The organism is Hamadaea flava (genome assembly GCF_024172085.1).
Classification (GTDB): domain Bacteria; phylum Actinomycetota; class Actinomycetes; order Mycobacteriales; family Micromonosporaceae; genus Hamadaea; species Hamadaea flava.
This window is the reverse complement of the sequence record NZ_JAMZDZ010000001.1, coordinates 627,270-646,991: the sequence shown is the minus strand read 5'-3', so window position 1 is coordinate 646,991 and position 19,722 is coordinate 627,270. Positions and strand designations below refer to the sequence as shown.

Annotated in this window: 18 protein-coding genes and 2 pseudogenes; 17 read left to right on the top strand and 3 right to left on the bottom strand. The window is 70.9% G+C overall.

Features of this window, described 5'->3' with window-relative positions:
- The first annotated feature begins 30 nt into the window (after window positions 1–30).
- The 7 genes from HDA40_RS03280 (at window position 31) to HDA40_RS03250 (ending at window position 6,598) form a co-directional block, all read left to right on the top strand.
- Window positions 31–951, top strand: a complete 921-nt coding sequence (locus HDA40_RS03280) for an N-acetylglucosamine kinase (protein WP_253751410.1) — start codon at window positions 31–33, stop codon at window positions 949–951.
- Complete coding sequence (locus HDA40_RS03275; RefSeq protein WP_253751407.1) at window positions 948–2,339, top strand: hypothetical protein; 1,392 nt, start codon at window positions 948–950, stop codon at window positions 2,337–2,339. Before HDA40_RS03280 ends, HDA40_RS03275 begins: the two co-directional genes overlap by 4 nt.
- Before the next feature lie 206 nt (window positions 2,340–2,545).
- On the top strand, window positions 2,546–3,286 hold the full coding sequence (locus HDA40_RS03270; protein WP_253751404.1) for a sugar isomerase domain-containing protein: 741 nt from the start codon (window positions 2,546–2,548) through the stop codon (window positions 3,284–3,286).
- 21 nt (window positions 3,287–3,307) lie between these two features.
- Window positions 3,308–4,069 carry a GntR family transcriptional regulator gene (locus HDA40_RS03265; protein WP_253751401.1) on the top strand — a complete coding sequence of 254 codons (762 nt, stop codon included), beginning with the start codon at window positions 3,308–3,310 and terminating at the stop codon, window positions 4,067–4,069.
- 47 nt (window positions 4,070–4,116) lie between these two features.
- A complete protein-coding gene (locus HDA40_RS03260; RefSeq protein ID WP_253751398.1) occupies window positions 4,117–4,761 on the top strand; it encodes a GNAT family N-acetyltransferase in 645 nt (214 codons plus the stop codon).
- A gap of 43 nt (window positions 4,762–4,804) precedes the next feature.
- Window positions 4,805–5,416: an HIT family protein gene (locus tag HDA40_RS03255; protein ID WP_253751395.1), complete on the top strand. Its 612-nt coding sequence runs from the start codon at window positions 4,805–4,807 to the stop codon at window positions 5,414–5,416.
- 72 nt (window positions 5,417–5,488) lie between these two features.
- Complete coding sequence (locus tag HDA40_RS03250) at window positions 5,489–6,598, top strand: hypothetical protein (RefSeq protein WP_253751393.1); 1,110 nt, start codon at window positions 5,489–5,491, stop codon at window positions 6,596–6,598.
- Between the two features lie 16 nt (window positions 6,599–6,614).
- Here the strand turns inward: HDA40_RS03250 and HDA40_RS03245 are convergent, their stop codons facing one another.
- Window positions 6,615–7,217: a putative glycolipid-binding domain-containing protein gene (locus HDA40_RS03245; protein ID WP_253751390.1), complete on the bottom strand. Its 603-nt coding sequence runs from the start codon at window positions 7,215–7,217 to the stop codon at window positions 6,615–6,617.
- 81 nt (window positions 7,218–7,298) lie between these two features.
- Between HDA40_RS03245 and HDA40_RS03240 the strand changes: the two genes are divergently transcribed.
- Both HDA40_RS03240 and HDA40_RS03235 read left to right on the top strand, forming a co-directional pair.
- Window positions 7,299–7,751, top strand: a complete 453-nt coding sequence (locus tag HDA40_RS03240) for a hypothetical protein (RefSeq protein WP_253751387.1) — start codon at window positions 7,299–7,301, stop codon at window positions 7,749–7,751.
- Window positions 7,752–7,762: 11 nt separating this feature from the next.
- Window positions 7,763–8,650 (top strand): aminoglycoside phosphotransferase family protein, encoded by an 888-nt coding sequence (locus tag HDA40_RS03235; RefSeq protein ID WP_253763545.1) that lies wholly within the window; start codon window positions 7,763–7,765, stop codon window positions 8,648–8,650.
- On the opposite strand, the gene HDA40_RS03230 is transcribed toward HDA40_RS03235, so the two are convergent.
- Entirely contained in the window at window positions 8,644–9,117 is a 474-nt protein-coding gene (locus HDA40_RS03230; protein WP_253751384.1) for a hypothetical protein, read from the bottom strand. The genes HDA40_RS03235 and HDA40_RS03230 overlap by 7 nt on opposite strands.
- A gap of 121 nt (window positions 9,118–9,238) precedes the next feature.
- Window positions 9,239–10,078 carry an LLM class flavin-dependent oxidoreductase gene (locus HDA40_RS03225; RefSeq protein ID WP_253751381.1) on the bottom strand — a complete coding sequence of 280 codons (840 nt, stop codon included), beginning with the start codon at window positions 10,076–10,078 and terminating at the stop codon, window positions 9,239–9,241.
- Between the two features lie 71 nt (window positions 10,079–10,149).
- Here HDA40_RS03225 and HDA40_RS03220 point away from each other — a divergent pair, with 71 nt between their 5' ends.
- The 8 genes and pseudogenes from HDA40_RS03220 to HDA40_RS03185 all read left to right on the top strand — a co-directional run bounded on the left by HDA40_RS03220 (window position 10,150) and on the right by HDA40_RS03185 (window position 19,682).
- Window positions 10,150–10,995: a hypothetical protein gene (locus HDA40_RS03220; RefSeq protein ID WP_253751378.1), complete on the top strand. Its 846-nt coding sequence runs from the start codon at window positions 10,150–10,152 to the stop codon at window positions 10,993–10,995.
- A gap of 105 nt (window positions 10,996–11,100) precedes the next feature.
- Window positions 11,101–13,254: a DUF4132 domain-containing protein gene (locus HDA40_RS03215; protein ID WP_253751375.1), complete on the top strand. Its 2,154-nt coding sequence runs from the start codon at window positions 11,101–11,103 to the stop codon at window positions 13,252–13,254.
- Between the two features lie 109 nt (window positions 13,255–13,363).
- Complete coding sequence (locus HDA40_RS03210) at window positions 13,364–14,593, top strand: glycoside hydrolase family 6 protein (protein ID WP_253751372.1); 1,230 nt, start codon at window positions 13,364–13,366, stop codon at window positions 14,591–14,593.
- Window positions 14,594–14,659: 66 nt separating this feature from the next.
- Window positions 14,660–15,292 (top strand): annotated as a pseudogene (locus tag HDA40_RS03205) (M20/M25/M40 family metallo-hydrolase); the annotation flags it as partial.
- Window positions 15,173–15,729 (top strand): annotated as a pseudogene (locus HDA40_RS03200) (M20/M25/M40 family metallo-hydrolase); the annotation flags it as partial. The pseudogenes HDA40_RS03205 and HDA40_RS03200, both read left to right, overlap by 120 nt.
- Before the next feature lie 58 nt (window positions 15,730–15,787).
- Window positions 15,788–16,330: a hypothetical protein gene (locus tag HDA40_RS03195; protein ID WP_253751369.1), complete on the top strand. Its 543-nt coding sequence runs from the start codon at window positions 15,788–15,790 to the stop codon at window positions 16,328–16,330.
- 203 nt (window positions 16,331–16,533) lie between these two features.
- Window positions 16,534–17,730: an NAD(P)-binding domain-containing protein gene (locus HDA40_RS03190; protein WP_253751366.1), complete on the top strand. Its 1,197-nt coding sequence runs from the start codon at window positions 16,534–16,536 to the stop codon at window positions 17,728–17,730.
- Entirely contained in the window at window positions 17,727–19,682 is a 1,956-nt protein-coding gene (locus HDA40_RS03185) for a thioesterase domain-containing protein (protein ID WP_253751363.1), read from the top strand. The genes HDA40_RS03190 and HDA40_RS03185 overlap by 4 nt, the downstream gene beginning before the upstream one ends.
- Window positions 19,683–19,722: the final 40 nt, after the last annotated feature.

Genomic DNA, 19,722 nt, shown 5'->3' with positions numbered 1-19,722 from the left:
TCGGTCTAGACCGGTATTACGATGCCGATCATGGCTGACGTGGTGGACGTGGCGATCGACGCAGGCCAGACGCGCATGCGGCTGGCACTGTCGCGAAACGGTCAGGTCGGGAGAAGCGCCGAAGCGCCAGGGATGACCTACCGGACCGGCGTACGCCCATCCGCGGCGGTGCTGGCCGCGATCGCCGAACCCTGGACGGCCGTGGCCGCCGCCGACCAGATTGGCACCGTCTGCCTGGGATTGACCAGCGTCCTCGGTTCCGACGCCGAATACGCAGCCCTGGCCGCCGATCTGCTCGACCGGCTCGGCGCACAGCGCGTCCTGATCGCCGGGGACGTCGTCACCGCCCACGCGGGCGCTTTCGGGCTCGGCCCCGGGATCGTGCTCGCCGCCGGGACCGGCGCGATCGCCCTCGGGCTGGATCGCGACGGCGTACGCCGTCAGGTCGACGGCTGGGGCTACCTGTGCGGCGATGCCGGCGGCGGCTTCTGGATCGGGCGAAGGGGCCTGGACGTCGCGTTACGCGGCCACGACGGCCGGATCGAGCCGACCCCGCTGACCGAGCTGGCCGGCAAGCACTTCGGCGACCTCGCCGACCTCGCCGAATCCCTCTACCCGGCACCGGACGCCGTCGCGCGCATCGCCGAGTTCGCCCCGGCCGTGCTCGAGCTCGCCGGCACCGACCCGTACGCCGACCGCATCATCGCCGAGGCCGCCGAGGAACTCGCCGCGACCGTCGCCGCCGCCGGGACGGACCTGCCCGTGTCGTGGACCGGACGGCTGCTGCGCAACGACACCCTGCGTCGCCGATTCGCCGACGAACTCGCCCTCCGACGACCCGGCGTACGCCTGCGGGAGCCGCTCGGGGACGGGCTGGACGGCGCCGCGAACCTCGCCGCCGCCACCGACCTCGGCATCCACTCCGGACTGGTGCGGGTGACGCTCCGGTGAGAGTCGGATTCGCCGCCCAGACCCTGACCGTCCCGCCGGGCACCCCCATGGGCGGGTACGCCTTCCGCGAGGGAACCGCCACCGGCACCCTCGATCCGCTGCGCGTCTCCGCGATCACCTGGTCCGACGGCGTACGCCGATTCGGCCTGGCGCTGATCGACGCGATCTGCGTCAACGCCGACCTGACCCAGGCGGCCCGCGCGGCGGTGTCCGGCGTGGACCTCCTCTGGGTCGCCGCGAGCCACACCCATGCCGGGCCGGAGACCGGATGCGTACCAGGTGGGACGGCCACACCGCCTGACTGGCTCGCCACCCTCAGCACCGCCGTCGCCGACACGATCGCGGCCGCCCGCCGGGCCGAGACCGGCGCGTCCGGCCTGGTCCACTCCGGCCCGCTGCACGGCGTCGGCGCGGTACGCAGCCACTACGCGGGCGAGCCGCGCGTACCGCTGGACGTCGTCGAGATCGTCTCCGAGGGCCGCCGAGCCGGCGTACTGGTCGTCCTGCCCGTGCATCCGACCGTGCTGCCGTCGGAGAACCTCCTCGTCAGCGCCGACCTGACCGGAGCGGTCCGGCGTGCGCTCGCCGACCGGTTGGGGCCGGGGACCTGGATCGCCGTCGCAGCCGGCGCGGCCGGCGACATCAGCACCCGGCGTACGCGTCAGGGCCAGGACGCGTCCGAACTGGACCGGCTCGGCGCGCTCGTCGCCGACCGGTGCCTCGAACTCCTCGACAAAGCCGCCGCCCCGGCCCCGGAGACCGGCTCGACTGACAGCTCCGCACCCAGGGTCGGCTGGGCTGACGGTTCCGCTCCAGGGATCGGCGGGGCGTCCGACGGCTCAGCTCCAGGGATCGGCTGGGCGTCGGGTGGCTCCGCTCCGGGGATCGGCTGGGCGGCCGACGGTGACCTCGACTGGCGCAGCCGCCGCGTCACGCTCGAACCGAAGCCACCGGTCGACGCGAACGCCCTGATCGCAGCAGCCGAGGACGGCATCCGCGCCGCGTCCGACCCGATCGCCGCCCGCATCGCCGAAGGCAACCTCGACGGCGCGCGGATGGCGGCCGTCGTCGCACCACCCGAGATCGAGGCGGAGGTCGCCGCCGTACGCATCGGTGATCTGCTCCTGGCTGGGCTCCCCGGCGAACCGTTCCTCAGCGCCGCCGAAGATCTGCGCCTGGCGAACCGGGCGCGCGAGGAACAGCAGGGTTGCCCTCGGGCCGTTGTCGTGCTCGGATATACGAACGCCTATCCCGGATACCTGCCGCCGGCCGCCGCCTACGGGTCGGCCACGTACGAAGTCCTCGCGAGCGCGGCCGCCCCCGGCAGCGCCGAACTGATCACCCGGACGGTGGCGGACCTGTTCGCCGCCCTGACCCCACCGCCCTGACCCCTGATGGCGACTTCGGCGACGGCAGCTGATCTCCGGAGGGCCGGCTACCTGTCAGCGCGGGGGATGGGTACGCCACCCTCCGGAGATCACGAACTCCCGCGGATGAGGCGGGCCACGCGAGGCCACAAAGCCACGCGAGCGAGCAGCGTCATAAGAGCGCGAGCAAGAAGCGCCATAAGAAACAGCAAGACCGAAGGAGAGCGATGATCGACCAGGACGCGTACGCCGAGGTCGCCCGGGCCGCCGTGGAGCGGCTGATCACCACGCAACGCGATGCGATCGCCGAGGCGGGGCGGCTGGTCGCCGACGCGCTCACCGCCGGTGGCGTGCTTCAGGCGTACGGCACGGGGCATTCGCGGGCGGTGGCGTTGGAGCTGGTCGGCCGGGCCGGTGGGCTGATCCCGGCGAATCAGCTCGCCATCCGCGATCTTGTCTACTATGGAGACGCCAAGCCCGCCGACATCCTCGATCCGCTGCTCGAACGGGAGTCCGGGGTGGCCGAGCGCATCTGGGCGCTGGCCGACATCCGGCCGGCGGACGTCTTCGTGATCGCGTCCAACTCCGGCGGCAACACGGCGGTCGTCGAGATGGTCCAGCTGGCCCAGTCGCGGGGGCATCGGGTGATCGCGATCACCTCGGTCGACCACGCCACCACCGCCCAGCGCAGCCCGTCGCTGGCCGAGCTCGCCGACGTCGTCATCGACAATGGAGCACCCTGGGGTGACGCGGCGGTGCCGCTGCCGGAGGGCGACAGATTCGGGCCGCTGTCCGGTCTGACCGGCGTACTCGCGGCGAATCTGCTGGTGGCCGAGGTCGTCGGGCGTCAGATGGCGGCGGGAACGCCGTCCTTGGTGTACCGTTCGGCCAACACGCCCGGCGGTTACGAACGCAACGCCGAGATCCTGCGGCAGTACGGTGGGCGTGTCCGTCTCGGCGACGCCTGACCACGTCCTGTTCGGAGCACCATGGCCCGCAGCCCGCACAACACGTTCCCGGAGATTCCGCTCCCCGACGCGTTCGACACCGACCGCGCCAAGGGCGAGCAACTGCGGGAGATCCTCGAGGCGATGGCCCGCGAGCAGCCGCCCGGCACCCTGCTGCCGTCGGAGCGGTCGATCGCCGAACGCTTCCAGGTCGCGCGGATGACCGCCCGCCAGGCGATCACCGACTTGGTCACCCGGGGGCTCGTACGCCGCGTCAACGGCGCGGGCACCTACGTGGCCGAGCCGCGCCTCACGCACGGCACGACCACCGGCTCGTTCAGCCACGACATGCGGCTGCGCGGTCTGGAGCCGGGTGCGCGGGTCGTTTCCTTAGGCGTACGCCCAGCGACCGAACTGGTGTCACAACGTCTGCAACTGGCCGAAGGCGATCCGATCGTCGCCCTGCACCGGGTGCGTACGGCCGACGGGGTGCCCATCGCGGTCGAGAACACGCACCTGTCGGCGAACCGGTTCCCGGGCCTGGCCGACCTGCTCGCCGACGACCAGTCCCTGTACGTCATCCTTCAGGAGCACTGGGGTGTGCAGGTGGCGACCGCTGCCCATCGAGTGTCCGTCATCGCCCTCGACGAGACCGACGCCGAGCTGCTCGAAGTGCCGATCGGGCTGCCGTCGTTCGTCATCGACCGGGTGGCCTACGACGCCTCGGGCTCGGCGATCGAGTGGGGCCGCTCGCGCTACCGGGGTGACCGGTATGACGTGGAGTTCGACGTCCACCCCAGCTAGGTTTACCTGGCCGGCAGCACGTCGGCGCGTACACGGGGGTGGGCTGGATGCTGGACGTCGCACGGCTATGGGCCGAAGGGTGGGCCGTCTCGCGGGGTACGCCCAAGCCGGTGGACGAGCCTTACGGCTTGCGGATCGAGGTCGGTCAGCCGACCCAGCTGGTCCGGCACGTCCTGCTCACCGGCGACACCGAGACCGACGCCGCGGTCGCCCGCAGCCTCATCGGCACGATCACCGAGCCCACCACCTGTATCAAGGGGTTCCTTCCGTCTAGCGAGATGGAGCCGTGGTTCCCCGCCGGTTGGGAGCCCCTCGATCCGTGCTTCCTGATGGCCGTCGACCTGCGCCCGTCGCGCGTGCAGGCGCCTGAGGGGTACGCCGTCACCGCCGAGACCGCCGACGGTGTCACCCGCGTGCGGGTCCATGGCGCCGCCGGCGATCTCGCCGCGGCCGGCCAGCTCGGAGTGACCGGCACCGCCGGGGTCTTCGACCAGATCATCACCGAACCGGCGCACCAGCGTCGTGGCCTCGGGACGGTGGTGATGGGCACGCTCACCGCCGCGGCCGTCGAGAATGGAGCGTCTACCGGCATTCTCGGCGCGACGGTCCAGGGCCGGGCGCTCTATGAGGCGCTCGACTGGAAGGTCCTCGCGCCGTTGACCGGATTCGTCTACCAACCCGCCGCCTCTTGACGGAACCCCCGCCGGGCGGACCCCATGCTCTAGGGTCCTGATCATGGCCATGGACCCTGAGGAGTACTACGCCCACGCGATCGCCGCCGCCGACGCGGAGGGGCGGCTGCCGTTGGCGCGCATGACCGGCTGGGACATCAGCCCGTTCGAGCAGGAGGGACTGCGGGTCACGCCGCTGCGCCCGCCGGTGATGCCTGAGCCGCCCCGCCACGGCGAGGACCCGGCCGACTGCAGATCCTGCGACCATCGCGATGACGGCATCTGGTTCACCGATACCTGGCGGCTCACCCGGATTCAGCGCGTCGGCGTACCACTTGTCTTGATGCTGCACCCGCGTGACCACTATGACCTGGCCGACCTGCCGGACGAGCTGGCGGCCGAGCTGGGCGTGCTCACCAAGCATCTCGTCGGCCACATCCAGGCGCTGCCGGGCATCACCCGCGCGCACGCGTACCGCATCGGCGACGGGGCGGCGCACCTGCACATGTGGTTCTTCGCCCGGCCGGAGGGGCAGCCGCAGCTGTACGGATCGTGGCTGGTGGTCTGGGACGACCTGATGCCGGAGTATCCGGCGGAGCTGGCGGAGGCCGACGCGGCGACGGTGGCCGACGCGCTCATCGAGTCCTACGGCGGCCGCCGTACGCCCACCGCCTGACCGGGCGGCGACGAGCCGGCAGCGGAATTTCGGGCGTTGCCGAAAATAGATTCATGATGTCTAATGTCCGCCATGAAGCGACGATGGATCGCAGCATCGCTGCTCGTGGCGGGGCTGCTCGTGCCGGCCGGCCCGGCCCGGGCAGCGACCGCCCTCCCGGCGGGCAAGGCGAATTGGGTCGTGGCCGTGGCCGGGCTCGACCAGGCGAGCGTCAACAACTACCGCGACTGGGTACGCCTCGGGTACTACGCGTTCACCACCGACGGCGCGGTAGTACACAACTACTGGACCTGGAACCTGCTCGACCAACCCGTCCGCGTCGACTCCGTGTACGCCGACTGCAGCGGTGACGTGCCGGACTGTTACGTCAAGACGGTCGACGGATTCGCCGGCGACCCGACCGGCGGTTTCCAGGGCGCCTATTCCTACACATCGGACGGACGCCTGAAGATCACCTGGACCAAGGACGCGGCCGGGAACGCGCGCAGCCCGCTGACGGAGTACTGGAACCTCACCAGCCTCGGCACGGTCGCCCGGATGAACAGCGCGACCTTGTACACCAACCCGCCGCAGATCCCCGCGGCCGGCGTGTTCAGCGACTACTCGGCGACCTTCGGCATCGGCTACGGCAGCAACGCGGGCCTGGGCCGGGAGACCCGGGCGACGATGACGCAGCTCGTCACCGACGCGCGCTACAACGCCCGCAAGTACACCGGCACGTTCGTCGTCGAGAACGGCGGCACGGTGAGCCGGCAGAGCACCGGGGGCACCTGGTGGTTCGGCTCGGGCAACCAGACGCCTGGCGACGCGAACTACAACAATCCGTGGCAGGTCTGCGCCAACGCCCAGTGCATCGGCTGGAACCAGCACAACTCCAGCTGCAACTGCGGCGCCACGTTCCCCACCAAGAACCGCGTCCGCTACATCGCCGAGATCGGCGGCGGGCGGCGCAACACCGAGTGGTACTGGTGCCAATGCCTCGCCCAGGGCCAGCCCTGCTACAAGGCGAACTCGCATCCCCGGCCGCTGCTGCAGGTCGTCGACGACGACGGCGTCTTCCAGGGCTGGGTCGGCGTCGAGGCGTTCACCCACGTCAGCACGTCGACGTTGCTGCCGGACGGCCAGTACGCGAGCGCGTACTTCGGGCTGTTCGACATGGTGCCCGACCAGCTGCTTCCCTAGATCTACCGGGTGAGGTCTACCGATCGGCGAGGCCGGGATACGTCACGACGTACCCGCCCTCGTCGAGCGTCAGGTCCGCACTGAAGGTGCCGGAGGCGTACCGGATCTGGCCGTCACCGAGCACCGTGTAGGTCTGCTCGGACGGCACCACGGCCAGGCTCGGCAACAACACCCACGCCGCGGTGATCGTGCTGCTCGTCCCGGCGGGCCGGCCGAGCAGGTTCAGCCGCCGGATCGGCAGCGTGTTGGTCAGCGGCGACGCGTACAGGTCGACGTCCAGCGCGTCGGCCAGCCGCTCCGGCTCCTCGGTACCCGCCAGCGGGGCGGTCGGCAGAACGGCGTTGAGGTTCCCACGCTCCGAGGTCGTGATCCGCCAGCGGCCACTCGCTCTTTCCATCTTGAGGGTACGCAGAAAGCCCGGGCCTTCGACGGTCACGTCGAGACGGCTGCTGGCCCACCGGCTGTCGGCCGACAGCTCATAGCGGCAGGCGTACGCCACTGGAGCGGCCGCGAATGCGTAGCCGTGCGCGGTGAGCCCGTCGCGATCGTCGTAACCGGCGTACTCGCCGCCCGTCGTGTCGGTACGCCGCCAGACCAGTGCGTGGGGAAGCAACGTCATGCCTCATAACGTACCGGCCGGGGCGTACGCCATGACGACTTTCCGACTTCGCCGGGCTGCCCGTCATGCGACCCTTTCCCGATGCACGAGGCCTTCGCTTCCACTGTCGCCCAACTGCTGCCGGTCTTCGCCCTCGCGGCGTTGGTGGAGCTGATCGCGTTCAGCCGGCAGTTCGGGCGCGGCCTCGGCGAGCTGCGGGCCTGGTCGGACCTCCCGCCGCGGCTGATCGACCTGGGCGCCATCGTGCTCGGCGTGCTGATCATCGGCTGGCTGGAGTTCGACCTGGTCCGGGCCGAGATGATGTGCCTGGACGCGCTCGTCGGCCGGCCCGTGCCGCTCGGCGCGGCCAACGAGGTCCGGGCCACCGTCGTCGAGGCGCTGGTCTATCTGATCGCGTTCCCCGTCGTCGGCGTCGTGCTGCAACTGCTGCTGCGGATCTCGCTGCGGGCCATGTCGCTGACCCGGACGGCGCCATCGACCCTGGACAGTGACCCGGTCGCGCTCGGTCTCCTGGCGGAGGACCACGTAGCCTGATCGGCGTGCCGATGCATGACGACCAGCTCGAAGTCACTCCGGAAATCGTCCGCTCCCTCGTCGACGACCAGTTCCCGCAATGGCGTACGTCGCCGATCAAACCGGTCGTGTCCTCGGAGGGCACGGTCAACGCGATCTTCCGGATCGGTGAGGACCTGGCCGCTCGGTTTCCCCTCGTGCCCGGCGACCCCGCCGAGATCGGGCGTGACCTGCGAGCCGAAGCCGACGCGTCGGCCGAACTCGCCGGCCGTACGCGTTTCCGCACCCCGGAGCCGGTAGCGCTGGGTGAGCCGGGCGCGGGCTATCCGCTGCCGTGGTCGGTGCAGACGTGGCTGCCGGGCACGGTGGCGACGGTCGAGGACCCGGGGGAGTCGACCGGCTTCGCCGAGGACCTCGCCGAGTTCATCGCAGGCGTGCGGTCGATCGACACCCGGGGGCGTACCTTCAGCGGCAGCGGGCGTGGCGGCGACCTGAAGAAGGCGGACGGCTGGCTCGACTTCTGTTTCGACCGCAGCGTACGCATCCTCGACGTGCCCCAGCTGCGGGCGATGTGGACGGAGTTCCGGGAGCTGCCCCGGACCGCGCCCGACGCCATGACGCACGGCGACCTCATCCCCGGCAACGTGCTGGTCGACGACGGCCGCCTCACCGGCGTGCTCGACGTCGGCGGACTCGGCCCGGCCGACCCGGCGCTGGACCTCGTCAGCGCCTGGCATCTGCTGGAAGCGGGTCCTCGCAAGGTGCTCCGGGAGCGCCTCGGCGAGGACGATCTGGCCTGGGAACGCGGCCGAGCCTGGGCGTTCGCGCAGGCCATGGGCTTGCCGTGGTATTACGCCGACACCAATCCGCCGATGGCCCGCCTCGGCCTGCGTACGCTCGACCGCCTCACGCGTCAGTGAACCGGCTTGCGTTGAAGGACGGTCTTGTCCACGAACTTGGCACCGGCGTACCGCCGTGCCGCCTTCTTCACCTCGTCGACCGTCGGTTGCAGCCCGTCCAGCTTGACCAGGATCAGGGACTTCCGGCGATCCGCCTTGTTCGGGTACTCGATCGGGACGCCGAGGTCGACTCCGGTGGCCGGTACCAAGACCAGCCGGTGCGCCTCGCCCCCTGAACCGCCCGGCGGTTCGAGGATGAGCGCGTCGACCTGCGGCCAAGGCAGCGTCGTCTTCACTCCGGCGGTACGCAGTCCGAGACCCGCGTCGCTCAGCACCACTGGCGCCGGCCGGAATCCCCACACGACTACCGCCAACCCGCCGGCGACCGCGATCGAGCCCAGAAAGTACAGCGAGAACGGCCCGAGCGGGATTCCGTACGCGGTCATCTCGTAGCCGGCCATCGCGCCGACGATGAGGATCGCGCCCACGCCGAGAAGCAAGCTGATGTGTCCGGCACGCCGCCTGCGCTGTAGCTTCATGACGTTCCCTCGTTGGCCAGGCTGATGGGGCTGCATGAAGCTATTGCACGCGCGGCAAACGATCAAGAGGTCATTCGGGCCGACGTCGCCGTAGCTCGGCCATCGCCTCGTCCAGCACCGCCTCGCTGCCGGTGAACCAGCTGCTCTCCCGGGGCCAATGGGTCAGCACGTCGGTGAAACCGAGCCGTTCCGCGCGTTCCACGGCGTCCACGAAGTACTCCGCGCTCGACAGCGAGTAGGTGGCCGACCGCGGGTCGAGGATGAGGAACCGAGTGGTGCTGACCGGGTTGCGCGCGCTGAGCCGCTCGACCGACGCCCACCATTCCTCGACGTCCTCGGTCACGTCGCCGCCCGCCACCCAGGCGTCGCCGTACTTCTGGGCGAGCTTGATCCCTCGCGGACCCTCAGCGGCGATGACGAGCGGCAGTTCGCTCACCTCGCACCGGGCGTCCACCGCCCGGTAGTACGTTCCGTCGAACGTCACTCGGCCCTCGCGCAGCAGCCGATGCAGCAGCTCCACGAACTCGGCGAACCGTTCGAACCGCTGCCGCCGGTCGAGGTGTGGTTGCCCGAGGACGTCGTTGTCGAATCCGGCGAGGCCGCCCGCGCCGACGCCGATCATCGCGCGGCCGCCGCTGATGTCGTGCAGCGTGCTGATCTCCCGCGCGAAGTGCACCGGATGGCGGAAGTTCGGCGAGGCCACCATCGTGCCGAGCCTGATGCGCTCGGTCACGCCTGCTGCCGCGGTCAGGGTGGCGATCGCGTCGTACCACGGTCCGTCGACGAGGTCCCGCCAGCCCAGATGGTCGTAGGTCCAGGCGTGGTGGAAGCCGACCGCCTCCGCCTTCTCCCACAGCCGCCGGGCCTGCGCCCAGGGACGGTCCGGCAGGATCACCACTCCGACTCTCATGCCGGTAGCCTCTCATGATCCGCTCAGGCCCGGGGCACACCGGCGACGATGAATGTGACTATCGTGAGGCCGTGCCGGACACCATGACTTTGGGCTCGATCCGAGCGCCGTCGGGTGCCGTCGTGCTCGGCTGCGGCGGCCACCTCGACGAGTGGGCCGACTTCGGCGAGCCGTTGTCGTCTCGCGCCCGCCGGGCGGCCGGAACGGGCGGAGCCCACCTCAAGGACGGGCTCGCCGAAGCGATCGCCGTGCCAGTCGGGACGGGACCGTTGACGGTCACGGCGACGACCCGCCCCGGCGCATACGCCCTGGCCGAAGCGATCGCCGTCCTCGAGGTCGCCCTCGGCCTGCCCTGGTCGGCGGTGTCCGAGCAGCCGGACTCGGTGCTGCTCGGCGAGCTACCCGTCGACACGGGCGGCATGATCATCGGCGACCCCATCGCCCTGGACTCCTGGGTCGGCACCGTGTCGCCGTCCGCCACCGTCGACGGCCTGGCGGACGTCCTCGTCCGGGGCGACGGGTCGGAGCAGGCTCAGGCCGAGTTCGGCTCACAACCGATCCCGGCGTTCCGGGCCGGCGGGCCGCACGGGTGGCTGGACCTGCCGGTGGACGCGGCGTACGAGCAGGCGGCGACGGTCAACCGATGGGCGGTCGTCCAGGGACACTACAAGTACCTGGCGAAGGTGGAGCTGCACACGCACCACCACCTCGGCCAGCGGGCGGGCTGGCCGCACGCCCTCGGCGCGGGAACGATCGAGGTCGCCGGGTGCCCGGTGCTCGCCGTGCACTGGGATCCGGCCGAGCTGCAACGGTTCGACGGCGGCCAGAGCCATCCGGTGTCGCTGGAGAACGTCGCCGGCTCCGCCGTCCTCCGCTGGACCCTCCCACTCGCTTCGGCCACCTCGGCCGCTAGTTGACCTTGCGCGTTACCGTTCGATGATCGGATTGCGGTCGACAGGACGGATGCGTACCGGTGTTGCGGGTCGAGGCGCGTGACGCGGTGGCTGATCGGTGGGTGGCTCGTGGTTGACGTACCGGACATGTTCGCCGGCGAGGTCCGTGACCAGCGAGATGCTCTGTGGCGGCTGGCGGACCAGGCGGCCGGCTTGACGAAGGCCGGCGACCTGGCAGGTCTGCGGGCGCTTGCCAAGGAGATTCAGAGCGCGATCGAGTCCGGCAACAGCATCGACCGCACCGGTGGGCATCTGGACTCCCACATCGACGACGTCCGCGCCGCGCTGGACGACATCTACGACAGCGCGTTTCCCGTGCGGAATGCAGACGACGCTGGAGACGTCCTGGACGCGCCGTGGCCGACCGCCCGGCGTACGGTGGCGCTGGCCGCCATTGTGGACCGTGTCGGCTGGCCGACCCCGCCGCTTGAGCCCCTCGCGGACCGGGCGATCGCTGCCGGCGACGTTCACCTGCTTCGGCTCCTGGTGCTCACTCCCTTGGGCCGCGCACGCCGGGAGACCGTGGCGCGGGTGCTGGACGCCCTGCACGCGGTGGGCGAGCTGGACATCGAGGTCATCGAGCAGGCGTTCGCCGACGACGAGTACCTGGGCTACGCCGTCATGGGCCGCTCACCGTCCGACAGCGCCGCGAGGTTGACGCCTGCCGCGTGCGCACCTGTCGTCCTCGACTACTTCGAGGAACTGGCCTGGCGGCTGACCTCGCCGCCCGAATCCGATTGGGACCGGCTGCCCGAGGTTCTGGTGCCGAGGGGTCTGCGGTTCGTGCTCCGGGCCGTGGAGCGGCCGACCGATCGCCGGATGGCCGAGCGCTTCGGCTCCGCCGAGCTGACCGACGACGAGCGGACGGCGCTGGTGGAACACCTGCGCGACCGGCCAGACGGCGAACGGCGGTACGCCTTCGGCCTCCGGCTGCCGGCGGGCGACGCCGGGGTGCTGCTGCCGTTGCTGGGGCTGCCCGGCGCGGAGCCGTTGCTGCGGCTGGTCCAGGCGGCCTCCACAACGGAGGCGGTGCGGCAGGATCGCGTCGCCATCCTCGTCGCCGTGCGGCAGGCCGGCGTCGACGGTGCACGTCAGCTGCTGGCGCTCTGCCCGAGTGAGATCATCTCGGCGGCGCTCGGGTGGAACCGGACGGCTGTCCACAAGCGAGCCAAGAACAACGCGTTGGCGGGCATCGCCGCGTTGGGCCTGCTGCCGCTGGCCGACGGGGAGACCGTGCTCGACCGGTATCTGGCCGTGCGGGAGGTGGCGAAGCGAGGTCCGAAGCTGGGTCCGAACCGCAGGCACAGCCACGCCGCCGCGGTCGCGGTCGCCCTGGACCATCTCGCCCAGGTGGCGGATTTTCCGGACGCCGGCCGCCTGGAGTGGGACTGCGAGGCCCGCATCGCCGCCGAGGCACCCGGCGACTGGACCATCGGCGAGTACGCCGTCGCGGTGCGGCTGTCCGGCGCCGAACCGATCATCTCGGTCAGCAAGGCGGGCGAGCAGCTGAAGTCGGTGCCGGCCGGCGTACGCAGGGACACGCGGTACGCCGAGGTCCGCGAACACCAGGAACGGCTCCGCGACCAGGCTCGCCGGATGCGTACCGGGATGATCGAGCGGCTCGTCGCCACCGGTGGCACCCTCGCACCCGATGAGTTCGCCCGCCTGCGGAGCCTGCCTGCCGGCGCGGCGATGCTCCCGGCCTTGATCTGGCAGGACCAGGCAGGCCGGATCGGCTTGCTCGACGAGGTCGACCTCGACGGTCCGCTCACCGCGGCGCATCCGTTCCTGCTGTACGAGCGCGGCCTGCTCGACCACTGGCAAGCGAAGCTCGGACAGCTCCAGCTCCAGCAACCGGTGAAGCAGGCGTTCAGGGAGCTGTACCTGGTGAGCCCGGCCGAGGGCGACGCCGTCGACGTTTCGCGACGTTTCGCCGGACGCACGGTCGACGGCAAAGTGGCGGGTCAGCTGCTGTCCGAGCGTGGGTGGTCCACCCATGACCGATATGACGAGCACCAGGCGTCCCGCTCGGCCGGCCCCGGGATCTCCGCCGCGCTGACCTGCGACCTGCCGGGCTACTTCGGCGGTGGCGACGTGGTGGTCGGCGTGGTGCGGTTCCTGAGCGACGGCTCGGCGGTCCCCTTGGCAGAGGTGCCGCCGGTGGCGTTCTCCGAGGTCATCCGCGATCTGGACCTCGTCGTGTCGGTGGCGGGGCAGGTCTAAGCCGTCGCCCGGCGCATTCCTTAAGCCGATCGAGGTGTTGACATCGTCGCGTACGCCGGACACCGTTGGGAGCGTTCCCACTGTCTCCGTCCCCTCAGGAGGAACATCGGTGAAGCGCATCTTCACAGCAACGGCGGCGCTGTTCGCCACGGTCCTGGCCGGCGCCACCCCGGCGTACGCGCACGGCCAGGACGGCACGAGGTTCTACACCCCGCGCCCCGACCCGGCGGCCGTCCAGCAGATCGCCTCGCTCTACGCGCACGGGCAGTGGAGTGTGGCGACGAAGCTGCTCACGATGGTCAGCACCCCGCAGGCGGTGTGGTACACCGGCGGCACGGGTCAGGATGTCACCAAGTCGGTGAAGACCGAGGTCACCCGGGCGGCCGTGCAGCGCAAGGTGCCGGTCCTGGTGGCGTACAACATCCCCTTCCGGGATTGCGCGCAGTATTCCGCGGGCGGCGCGACGAGCGTGGCCGAGTACGAGGCCTGGGTCGACGCGTTCGCCGCGGGCATCGGCCGCCACGAGGTGGTGGTGGCGCTGGAGCCGGACAGCCTCGGCATCATCCCCTGGTACACCTCGATCAACGGCGCGTCGGAGTGGTGCAAGCCGGCTGAGGCCGACCCGGCGACCGCCGCGGCCGAGCGGTTCGCGATGCTGAACTACGCGGTGGCGAAGCTCAAGGCGCTGCCGAACACCAGCGTCTACCTCGACGGTACGCACAGCGGCTGGCTCGGTTCGGGCGACGCCGCCGATCGGCTCGTCAAGGCGGGCGTGCAGCAGGCCGACGGATTCTTCCTCAACCTGTCGAACTATCAGACGACCGAGCGCCAGCTCAAGTACGGCAGCTGGATCAGCAAGTGCGTCTACTTCGGTACGGAGGGTCCGGACTGGGCGCGCGGACACTTCGACTGGTGCGCGAGCCAGTACTACCCGGCGAATCCGGCCGATTTCAGCACCTGGGGCCTGACCGACGCGTGGTACGACCAGAACGTCGGCGCGGTGTCGCCGGACGTCCTGCCGCACTTCGTGATCGACACGAGCCGCAACGGGCAGGGCCCGTGGACGCCGCCGGTCGGCAACGGGTGGCCGGACGCTCAGGACTGGTGCAACCCGCCCGGTCGTGGGCTCGGCCTGAAGCCGACGTCCAGCACCGGTGATCCGCTGGTGGACGCGTACCTGTGGATCAAGACGCCCGGTCAGTCCGACGGGCAGTGCGACCGTGGCACGGGCACCGGCGTCGACCCGGCACGGGGCGGGATCGCCGATCCGGCGGCCGGGGCATGGTTCCCGCAGCAGGCGATCGAACTGGTGCAGTACGCCAATCCGCCGCTGCGGTAACGCTCATGATCAGGGTCATTTCCTGTCGCTATATGACGGCACGGAGATGACCCTGATCATGGAGCAATGCTGGATCACATTCGAACCCTCGTCGAAACCGAGTCCCCCTCCGCCGACGAAGCCGCGCTGTACCGGAGCGCCGACGTCGTCGCCGCCCTCGGCACGCAGGTGCTCGGCACGCCGCCCCAGCGCGACGGGATCCACCTGACCTGGCGGTTCGGCGGGCCGACGCGCGTACTCGTGCTCTGTCATCACGACACTGTGTGGCCCATCGGCTCGCTGCGTACGCATCCGTTCGAGGTGGTGGACGGCATCCTGCGCGGCCCCGGCTGCTTCGACATGAAGACGGGCCTGGTCATGGCGCTGCACGCGATCGCCGAACTGCCTGACCGGACCGGCGTGACGCTGCTGGTCACCGGCGACGAGGAGATCGGCTCGCCTGGATCGCGGGCGCTCATCGAGGCCGCCGCGACCGGGGCGAAGGCGGCGTTCGTGCTGGAGGCGTCCGGCCCCGGCGGTGCGCTGAAGACCGAGCGCAAGGGCTCCGCCGGCTACTCGCTGCGCGTACACGGCAAGGCGGCGCACTCGGGGCTCGAGCCCGAACGCGGCCACAACGCGGGCGTCGAGCTGGCACACCAGGTGCTGGCCATCGCGACGCTCGGCGACGCGGCGCTGGGCACGACCGTCACACCCACCGTGCTGTCCGCGGGCACCACCCGCACACGGTGCCCGCGCTGGCCGAGGTCGCGATCGACGTGCAGGCGGCCACGCCGGGCGAACTGTCGCGTGTCGAACTCGCGCTCCGGGCGCTCCAGCCGGTCGATCCAGCGATACGCCTAGAGCTGTCGACCCAGTCTCACCGGCCCCCGATGACCTCCGAATCCTCCGCGGCCCTGTTCGCCCGGGCGAGCAAGCTGGCCGCGGGGCTGGGCCTCGCACCGTTGACGAAGACGGCCGTCGGCGGCGGATCGGACGGCAACCTCACCGCCGGGATGGGCGTACCGACGCTGGACGGGCTCGGCGCGGTCGGCGGGGGAGCGCACGCCGACGACGAACACGTTGTGGTGGCGGAGATCCCGGGCAGGACCGCGTTGTTGGCCGCCTTGATCGCCGACGTGATAGCAGAGGGTGAATGACTGCTGACGAGGCGTACAAAACAGGACGCGAACGGCGAACGCCTTTAAGATGCCGCGCATGCGACACCTCTGGACCTTGATCGCCGCCCTCGTCATCGCCCCGCTGTCCTGGTTCCTGCTCGCCATCGGCCAGTCCACCTCGCTGCGCGTTCTCGACGACGAGAACACCGCCACCCCGAGCGGCGCCGACATCCTGCGCCCGCTCGTCTTCCTGCTCGTCGCCGGGCTGTTGCTCGGGCTCATCGCGACACTGCGCATGTCGCCACTGGGCGCGGTGCTGACCGGCGTCGTGTACGCGGGCAGCTACATCCTGCTGATGATCGCCCCGCACGGTGTGGTGAAGGCATTGTCCAAGGACATCTCGTTCGGCGGGCTGCACGCGGACCTCAGCATGCCGTTGCGTACGGGCACGGCCGCGCTGGTCGGCGGGATGCTGTTGCTGGCGCTGCTGAGCGTCAGCCGGTGGCGTCGTTGGCCCGAGCCGGATCTGGCCACCGAGTCGTGGTCGGAGTCGTCGACGACGCGTCGGCCGTCACCGTCCACGCTGGCTGGCTGGACGTCGTTCCTGCGCGACGATTCGCGGCCGATGTCGAGGAATTGATGACGGCGACCTGACCGTCCGGCCTACCGGGCAACCCGCCTTTCCGGCATTCTGCGTACGCAGCGCTCCTGGCGGGTGACAGTTGTCGGGAGTCTGACGGTCCACGTCGTTACTTAGTAGTCCATAGGGCGAATAGCATCCCCGGTTATCGTGCGGGTCCCCGATCGAGAGGTGGCCCGAAATCGTTGTGGGGGTGCGGGTTCGTGACCAGGGTAGCCATCATCGGCGCGGGGCCCTACGGACTGTCCATCGCGGCGCATCTGCGGTCGCTCGGCGTGCCACACCGCATCTTCGGCACGCCGCTCGACACGTGGCTGCGTCACATGCCCGCCGGCATGTCGTTGAAGTCCGACGGGTTCGCGTCGAGCCTCAGCTCGCCGGAGCCGGGCAGCCGCCTGTCGGCGTACTGCGAGGAGAACGGAATCGCCTACGACGACACGGCGATCCCGGTCGAGCTGGACGTGTTCACGTCGTACGCGGTGGACTTCCAGAAGCGGTTCGTGCCGCAGGTCGAGGACCGTCAGGTCATCGCGCTGGACAAGGGAGCGGAGGGGTTCACGCTCAAGCTGGACGACGGGGAGACGCTCACGGCCGAACTGGTCGTGGCGGCCGTCGGCATCACGCATTTCGCGCGGATGCCGCAGGAGCTGGCCGGCCTGCCGGCGAACCTCGTGTCGCACGCCTCCGCGCATCACGACCTGTCGGGCTTCGCCGGCCGGGACGTCACCGTGATCGGGGCGGGCTCGTCCGCCGTGGACATCGCCGCGCTGCTGGCCGAGGCGGGCGCGAACACCTCGCTGGTGGCCCGGCGCGACCGGGTCAAGTTCGCCTCCGCGCAGCCGCACGGCGGTCGCAGTCTCTACCAGCGGCTGCGGCATCCGTCCACCGGCATCGGCCCGGGGCTGCGGTCGTGGATCTTCCAGAAGCGGCCGAACCTGTTCCGTTTCCTGCCCAGCGGTCTGCGCGTGAAGATCATTCGCCGGCACCTCGGCCCGTCGTCGGCGTGGTGGATGAAGCCGCGCTTCGACGCCACGGTGTCCACCACGCTCAGCGCCGTCATCGAGCAGGCCACCGTGGACGGCAGCAAGGCCAAGCTGGTGCTGCGTACGCCGCACGGCAAGGTCGAGCACGTCACCGACCACATCATCGCGGCGACCGGCTACTGGCCCGACGTCCAGCGGCTGGAGTTCTTCAGCGACAGCCTGCGCACGGCGATCCGTACGCACGAGCGGATGCCGGTGCTGTCCGGCGGTTTCGAGAGTTCCGTCCGCGGGCTGTACTTCGTGGGACCGCCCGCCGCGAACAGCTTCGGGCCGCTCATGCGATTCATGGTCGGCGCCGAATACGTGGCGCCCCGGGTGGCGCGGGTCCTCGCCCGTAGAGCCGCGGCGACCAGATGACCACGACGCTCGCCGCCGACGCGGCGGCCGCCGAGGGCGTACGCCTTCAGCTGCTGAAGGCGGGCGACGACGCGGAGACCCTGTTCCTGATGCCGGGAGTGGAAGGCGATCTCGCCGAACTGCTCCCGGCGGTTCAGGCGATGACCGGCCCGCAGCAGGTGTACGCGATGATGCCGGTGCTGCCCGACGCGATCGGCCTGCCCGCCGCGGCGACCCAGGTCGTGACGGCGATCCGGGGGCTGCAACCGGTCGGGCCGTACCGTGTCGGCGGCTACTCGTTCGGCGCGCTCCTCGCCCTCGAAGTCGCCCAGCAGCTCCGGGCGGCGGGTCAGGACGTCGGCTCGCTGTTCCTCATCGAGGGTGTCTACGACGAACGCTTCTGGCCGCGCAGGATGTGGGTACGCGCGCTGCTGCGCCGCACCGGCTGGCAGCTGGCCCGGATCGTGCGGATGCGGCCGCTCGCGGCGCTGGCCGAGGTCCGGCTGCGCGGCGTACGCCTGATCCGGCGACTCGTGCGCCGGAATGCGAAGACGGCGGATTCCGTGCGGGACGTGGCGAGCGCCGAGACGCACTCGGCTCGCTATGCGTACCAGTCGATGGCGGCCTATCGCCCGCGGACCTATCCCGGGACGCTGACCTTGATCGCCACCTCGCAGGACCGGCACTTCGGCTGTGACGTGGCCCGGCTGTGGGCGGGCTTGGCCGAGCGCGTCGTCGTGCAGCGTGTCGACGGCGACCATCTGGAGGTCGTGCGGGAACCCGTGGCGGCGGCCGCGGTGGCGGCGGCGATCGACCACGGCTTGGCGATGGCCCGGCCCGGCTGGCCCGGAGTTCGCCCCCGGCCCGGGTTCGAGCGCCCGATGATCCTGACCACGATGCGCTGGTTCGCCGCGGCCCGGCTGGCCCACGCGCTGATCGAGGCGGGCTTCGAGGTGTCGGCGTGCCGGCCGCGCGGGCACGTGCTGGAGTTGGTCGACGGGCTGATCGCCGACTGCCGGCTCAACCGGCTGTGGCGGCGGCGGTCCCTGGTGGCCGCGATCCGCCAGGCGCAGCCGGACATCATCCTGCCCGACGACGAGCGGGCGCTGGCCTTGCTGCGACGGTTGCACGAGTCGGTCAAGCTGACCGATCCGGAGCTGGCCGCGCTCGTCGGGCGGTCGCTCGGCGACCCTGCACAGTGGACGTCGGTGACCTCGCGGTCGGGGCTGGCGGCGACCGCGAAATCGCTGGGCGTGACCGCGCCGGAGACCGCCGTGGTGGACGATCGGCGGCAGCTCGCCGACTGGCCCCTGCCGTACGCGCTGAAGACCGACGGCAGCTGGGGCGGTCGCGGCGTGGCCTTCGTCCGCGAACCGGCCGACGCGGCGACGGCCTGGCGGTCGGTGGCGTACCCGCCGAGCCTGCCGCGCGCGCTCAAGCGGCTGGTGGTCAACTTCGAAGCCGCTCCGTTCTCGGCGTGGGCCCGGCGCGCACGCCCTGTGGTGAACGCGCAAGGGTTCGTCGAGGGCCGCGAAGGCATCGTGACGGCGGCCTGCTTCGAAGGCGAGGCGACTGCGGTGGTCTGCCTCGAGGTCGTGGCGGCGACCGAGGCCCGTGGACCGGCGGCGGTCGTCCGCGTCATCGACCATCCGCAGATGGCCTCGGCGGCTCGCGTACTGGTGGAACGGTTCGGGCTCACCGGGTTCTGCGGCTTCGACTTCATGATCACCGAGTCGGGGGAGGCGTACCTGCTGGAGGTCAACGCCCGCGTCACACCGACCTGCCACCTGCTGGTCGAGGGGGCCGCACCCGCCGGGCGTACGCTCGCGCTGTTCCCGGCCTCGACACCGGACTCGGAGTTCGTCGACGTGCCGCGCCGGGTGCCCGCCCTCGTCCAACGGGGACAGACGTTGGTCGCGCGCAAGCAGCGGCGCTCGGCCCGACTCGCCCGGCGCCTGCGCATCGCCCGCTAGCTCTACTGGTTGCAGATCACGGTTACGCATGCCTCACCGG